The organism is Salinicola sp., assembly GCF_982684285.1.
Window position 1 is genome coordinate 1 of the sequence record NZ_CEXLVS010000257.1, and the last position, 5654, is coordinate 5654.

Here is a 5654-nt window from a genome sequence, read left to right on the forward strand (position 1 = left end):
CCGTGAGGTCGCTTCGCTCCCCGCTGCCGGCGAAGCCCGAGCCGACCACCGCGAAGGCGGCGATCAGGTGATACTTGTCGACCAGAGAGACGATGGAATCGTTCATGTCGGCATCCTCCCTCAATGGCCACTAGGGGTTGTCGGGGCCGACTCGAGCGGGCTCGCGTCGTCGACTTTCTTGCCGGTCAGCACCGGAACCAGCGCCAGCCCCAGCACGACGGCGAGGACGCCGGCGAGAATCGCCACCATGCCGCCACTGAAGGCCGCGGCCACGTTCTGGCTCGCCGCCATGGCGACGACGATGGGAATGTACATCGCGTTCCAGAAGTTGATGCCACTTTCGGTCGTTTCCGGCAGCTTGCCGCGATCCTTGAGATACCCGGTCACGAAGATCAGCAGCAGCATGGCGATACCCACGCCACCCAGGTTGGCATCGATGCCCAGCAACTGGCCGAGTACGTCGCCGATGATCAGCCCGGCCAGCATGCAGCCGGCCAGGAGTGCTACACCGTAAATCACCATCGTTATCACCTCATGGGGCGTTATTGTAGAGAATGGTCATGATCAGCCCGACTATCGGAGCTTGGCGTGTGTCGAGACAGCCACTTGCCGCGTGGCTGCCATGCCGCGTTACCCACGCGGCGGGGACAACAGTGAAGCGGCGGGCTACTTGCCCACCGTTTCGGCACTGCGGTAGATATCGGCGTAGCGGTCGCGCAGCGCGTTCTTCTGCACCTTGCCCATGACGTTGCGCGGAAGGCTGTCGATGAAGAACACGCGCTTGGGCTGCTTGTAGCGTGCCACCTTGTCCTCGAGCGCCGCCAGCACCTGGGATTCGTCGAGCGACTCGCCGGGTTTCAGCACCACCGCGGCGGTCACGCCCTCGCCGAGATCGGGATGAGCCACGCCGATGACGGCCGACTCGACGACCTGTGGCATCTCGTCGATCCACTGCTCGATCTCCTTCGGATAGACGTTGTAGCCGCCGGAGATCACCAGGTCCTTGTCGCGCCCGACGATATGCAGGTAGCCGTCCGCATCGATCAGGCCGAGATCGCCGGTGATGAAGAAGCCATCGTCGCGGAATTCGGTGGCGGTCTTCTCCGGCATCCGCCAATACCCCTGGAAGACGTTCGGGCCGCGAACCTCCACCAGTCCCGTCTCCCCGGCCGCCATGGTCTCGCCGCTCTCCCGGTCCGTGATGCGGACCTCGCTGCCCGGCAGGGCGAAGCCGACCGTACCCGGGCGGCGTTCGCCATCGTAGGGGTTGGAGGTGTTCATGTTGGTTTCGGTCATGCCGTAGCGTTCGAGAATGGCGTGGCCGGTTCGCTCGGAGAATTCGCGGTGGGTCTCCGCCAGCAGCGGCGCGGAGCCGGAGACGAACAGCCGCATGTTGGCGGTCGTCGCCCTGTCCAGGCGCGGGCTGGCGAGCAGGCGGGTGTAGAACGTCGGCACGCCCATCAGCACCGTCGCCCGCGGCATCAGGTCCAGCAGTTGCTCGGCGTCGAGCTTGGGCAGGAAGGTCATCGACGCGCCCACGGTCAGGACGATATTGCACGCCACGAACAGCCCGTGGGTGTGGAAGATGGGCAGCGAATGCAGCAGATGGTCGTCGGCGCTGAAGCGCCAGGTCTGCGCCAGCGCCTGACTGTTGGCCGCCAGGTTGCCGTGGCTGAGCATGGCGCCCTTGGAGCGTCCGGTGGTGCCGGAGGTATAGAGAATCGACGCGAGCTCGTCGGCTTCGAGTTCGGCGACGCCCGTATCCTCCTCGGCGCTCTCCACCCGATCCATCAGAGAGCCATCGGCCTCGCTGCCCAGGCTCTCGACGGCCGCCACACCGCAGCGCCGCGCCAGATCCCCGGCGGCCTCGACGTCGGCCGGACGACACACATAGAGCCGGGGCTCCGCGTCGCTCAGGAAGTACTCGACTTCGGCCTCGGTGTAGGCGGTATTGAGCGGCAGATAGACCGCCCCCGTCTGCAGGCAGGCCAGATAGAGCATGATCGCCTGCGGGCTCTTGTCGACCTGGACGACGACCCGGTCACCCCGCTCGACACCGGTGTCGCGCAGCACGCTCGCCATCCGCCGTGACGTGGAGAGCACGTCGCGGTAGCGATACGTCTCGCCGCTCGGCGTGTCGATCAGCACCTTGTCGGGATCGCGCTCGAAGTTGCCCGAAAACTGCAGATACAAGTTGTGATTCATTCCACCTCTCCTGCTTTGAATACGCCACCGATCAGGCATCGGTGCGGGAGCCATGACGGCAACGTGAGCGCCCCTGCTTGGCATCGCGACGAATCTCGCTGGTACAGACCACCGTACCCTCGCGGCTGAACGCTTCGTGGTTCTGCTCGATCCGGTCGAGCTCATAGAGATAGTTGACCATCAGGCCATGGGACTGGCGGCGGCCATTCTCGGACGTGTCGCCGGGCCAGTTGAGCCGGTGCAGACTGGCGCCATTGCCCAGATGAAAGCGGGCGACCGGATCCAGCGGCAGGCCGTTATCGCGCTTGGCATCGATCAGGTAGTGCGCCGCCAGGCCGCGTACCTCGGGCGTGAGCTTGTCGCGCAGCTTGGCGTTCTCGATCCAGCCGCCTGCATCGAGGCCGCCGGCGACCTCGTCGGTCAGCTGGCAGGCGCCGCTTTCGCGCTCGGCCGCCAGCCACTTGGCGAAACCGGGAACCGGTGACAGCGTCACGAACTTCTCCAGATTGGGCAGTTCACGCTTGAGCTCCTGAACCACCTGCTTGATCAGGAAGTTGCCGAACGAGATACCCCGCAAGCCGGCCTGACAGTTGCTGATGCTGTAGAACGCCGCGGTATCGGCCTCCTCCGGGCGTACTTCGTCGCCCCCTTCGAGAATCGTCTGGATGCTGTTGGGAATGCCCTTGCACAGCGCCACCTCGACGAAGATCAGCGGCTCGTCTCCCGTGGCCGGGTGAAAGAAGGCGTAGCAGTGACGATCTTCCGGATCCAGGCGGCGGCGCAGGTCCGACCAGTCGCCGATCGCATGGACGGCCTCGTAGTGGATGATCTTCTCGAGTACCGCCGCGGGCGTGTTCCAGTCGATACTCTCGAGCACCAGAAAACCGCGATTGAACCAGGAGGCGAAGAGATGCTCGAAGTCGGCGTCCAGCGGCGCCAGCTCGGGATGGGTCTTGAGGCAGCGCAACAGGTCCGCACGCATCTTGACCAGTTCATAGGTGCCGCCGGGGCACAGGTTCAGTCGGCGCAGCAGGTGCTGGCGCCGCGGCTCGCAGGCGGAGAACAGCCGCTGCAGGCTGGCGTTGTCTCCCGTGTCACGATACGCGGCGTAGGCTTGGTGGATGGCATCGGGTTCGGCGGCGTAGCGTTCGCCCAGCAACTGGAAAAAGGCGACGCGATCGCTGTCGTCCAGCGCGGCATAACGCTCCAGCGCCTCCTGGGCGATCAGGATCTGCGAGGCTTCACCGCCCGGGTGCATCAGGGTCTCGCACACCGAGGTCAATCTCGCCAGACTGCTCGCCTTGCCATCGCCTTCGCCCCCGAAGAGATGCTGGCCCCGGGTTCGCCGGCCGATACTGGAGAGCAGATCCTGCAGAAAATTCATGTTGACGTTCATGCCGGCCCTCTCGGGTCTGAGGCTGAAGCTTCCACCGATGTCGCACGACGACACCGGTGAGCGTGAACGGAGCGAGGCAGGGGGTCGGGAAACCATCGGATCGCGCGAACCGGAAACCGATAGTTAACATACATGTCATCGCTCTGTTATATATAACAGTTATGCCCCCGTAGACCGGGTGTCAATATAGGAGAAAGTCTAATATGGCCCGCATCCCGCATGCCCAGCGGCTTCGCGACCTGCTCGAGGATGCCATCGTCGACGGTCGCTACGCGCCGGGGGACAAACTGGACCCGGAAGCCCTGGCCAGGGAGTACGACTGCTCGCGTACCCCGATTCGCGAGGCGCTGCAGCAACTGGCGGCATCGGGCATGGTGCGCGTCCTGCCGAAACGCGGCACCTTCGTCGCCCAATTGAGCGTGACCGAGCTGGTCGAGCGATTCGAGGTCATGGCGGAACTGGAGGGCATGTGCGCTCGCCTGGCGGCGCGACGCGCCACCCCCGAAGAACTGGCGGCGCTGCACCGTGCCCAGACGGCCTGCCGGGCGTGCATGAGCGCGGGAGACGCCGATGGTTACTACTACGAGAACGGCATTTTCCACCACCTGATCTACGAGGCCAGCCACAACGACTTCCTGACCCAGGAGGCGGCACGCCTGCATGCCATTCTGAAGCCCTATCGTCGTCTGCAACTGCACGCCCGCCACCGCCTCGCCACCAGCTTCGACGAGCACGAGGCCATCGTGGCGGCGCTGGAGTGCGGTGAAGCCGACGCTGCCGAGGCAGCGATCAAGGCCCATGTGCAGGTTCAGGGGGAACGGTTCAACGACCTGGTCGCGTCAATGCAGCGCCTGCAGGTCAGACGCCGCGAGGGCTAGCGAGTCGCGTGGCAGGATGGCCGACGACGCGCCTCGCGCCGGATGCCTCGTGCTGGCGGGCCGTGCCCGGTACGGGCCCGAGCGATTCAGAACAGCAGGGTCACGAGCAGCGCCGCGCCGCCGACGACCAGGGCCGTGACCACGGCCAGGCTGACCAGCGCGTTGAGCCATCGGTCGATCCTGGACTCGGCAGGCGGCATCCCGCGGCGAGTGGCGCCGTGGCGCGATTGTCGTGAAGACTTCAAGGCCGGTGGCATGGATGAGCTCCGCAATGCTTCATCGTCCTGTTAATAAATGCTTTATCGTCCTATTAACGGCGGCATGGAGAGGAAATACAGTCATAAATTAAGCCGTTTCACGATTTTTCTCCATCTGCCCCGGCGCCGCTCGACCTCCGCCTCGTTCGTGCCAGCCGCCCTCATCCCCTGACGAAAACGGCCCCGATCCTTGCAGACCGGGGCCGGGACTTCCCACGCCGATGATCAACGCGGGTTGATGCGGCGGTTCTTGATGTCGGGGGCACGCCGATAGCGATCTTCTTCTCCCAGTTCCTCGGCCTCGAAGGCGTCGGCACCCACAGGAGTATCGCTATGGCGTCGATAGAGCGCGGTCAGCATGGCCTTGCGATCGGCGCGCAGCTCTTTCAACGTCACGAATATCATCCCGTAGAGGATGAAGGTGAAGGGCAACGCTGCCAGCACCGAGGCCGATTGCAGCCCTTTCAGTCCGTTCTCGCCGCCGGCCGAGAGCAGCGTCAGGCAGATCGCCGCGATCAATACCCCCCAGATGATCCGCTTCATCAGCGGCGGATTGAGCGAGCCGTTGTCCGTCATCTGCGACACGATGTAGGTCGCCGAGTCCGCCGACGTCACCAGGAAGATGAAGATCAGGCAGAGGGCGACGACCGACAGCACGTTCGAGAACGGCATCAGATCGAACATCTGAAACAGCGCCGAAGTGATATTGTCGGACGTGGCCTGGGCAAGCCCCGCGTCGCTGTTCATCTCCATCTGGATGGCGGCGCCACCGAAGACCCCGATCCACAGACAAGCCAGCAGCGGCGGCACCACGAGCACCCCGAAAACGTACTGCTTGATGGTTCGTCCGCGCGAGATTCGCGCCACGAAAGTGCCCACGAACGGCGACCAGGCGATGACCCAGGCCCAGTAGAAGAT

At 64.4% G+C, this 5654-nt stretch carries 6 protein-coding genes; 1 reads left to right on the top strand and 5 read right to left on the bottom strand.

The window, feature by feature from the left end:
- Positions 1 to 120 precede the first annotated feature (120 nt).
- From madL to AC3AYF_RS17490, 3 genes are all read right to left on the bottom strand, one after another.
- Complete coding sequence (gene madL, locus AC3AYF_RS17480) at positions 121 to 522, bottom strand: malonate transporter subunit MadL (protein WP_110717498.1); 402 nt, start codon at positions 520 to 522, stop codon at positions 121 to 123.
- Positions 523 to 666: 144 nt separating this feature from the next.
- Entirely contained in the window at positions 667 to 2205 is a 1539-nt protein-coding gene (locus tag AC3AYF_RS17485; protein ID WP_295039015.1) for a malonate--CoA ligase, read from the bottom strand.
- 31 nt (positions 2206 to 2236) lie between these two features.
- The gene (locus AC3AYF_RS17490) at positions 2237 to 3601 is read right to left on the bottom strand and encodes a malonyl-CoA decarboxylase (RefSeq protein WP_295039017.1); all 1365 of its coding nucleotides are present in this window, start codon (positions 3599 to 3601) and stop codon (positions 2237 to 2239) included.
- A gap of 203 nt (positions 3602 to 3804) precedes the next feature.
- On the opposite strand from AC3AYF_RS17490, the gene AC3AYF_RS17495 reads away from it, so the two are divergent.
- Positions 3805 to 4479: a GntR family transcriptional regulator gene (locus tag AC3AYF_RS17495; protein ID WP_295039019.1), complete on the top strand. Its 675-nt coding sequence runs from the start codon at positions 3805 to 3807 to the stop codon at positions 4477 to 4479.
- 86 nt (positions 4480 to 4565) lie between these two features.
- Here AC3AYF_RS17495 and AC3AYF_RS17500 read toward each other — a convergent pair whose 3' ends face one another.
- Both AC3AYF_RS17500 and AC3AYF_RS17505 read right to left on the bottom strand, forming a co-directional pair.
- Positions 4566 to 4736 (bottom strand): hypothetical protein, encoded by a 171-nt coding sequence (locus AC3AYF_RS17500; protein WP_295039021.1) that lies wholly within the window; start codon positions 4734 to 4736, stop codon positions 4566 to 4568.
- A 225-nt stretch (positions 4737 to 4961) separates the two neighbouring features.
- On the bottom strand, positions 4962 to 5654 hold a 693-nt coding region (locus tag AC3AYF_RS17505; RefSeq protein WP_487780093.1), incomplete at its 5' end, for a BCCT family transporter.

Coding starts and splice junctions, on each gene's coding strand:
- madL (WP_110717498.1), bottom strand. CDS start 522: ATGGTGATTTACGGTGTAGCACTCCTGGCCGGCTGCATGCTGGCCGGG.
- AC3AYF_RS17485 (WP_295039015.1), bottom strand. CDS start 2,205: ATGAATCACAACTTGTATCTGCAGTTTTCGGGCAACTTCGAGCGCGAT.
- AC3AYF_RS17495 (WP_295039019.1), top strand. CDS start 3,805: ATGGCCCGCATCCCGCATGCCCAGCGGCTTCGCGACCTGCTCGAGGAT.
- AC3AYF_RS17500 (WP_295039021.1), bottom strand. CDS start 4,736: ATGCCACCGGCCTTGAAGTCTTCACGACAATCGCGCCACGGCGCCACT.
- AC3AYF_RS17490 (WP_295039017.1), bottom strand. CDS start 3,601: ATGAACGTCAACATGAATTTTCTGCAGGATCTGCTCTCCAGTATCGGC.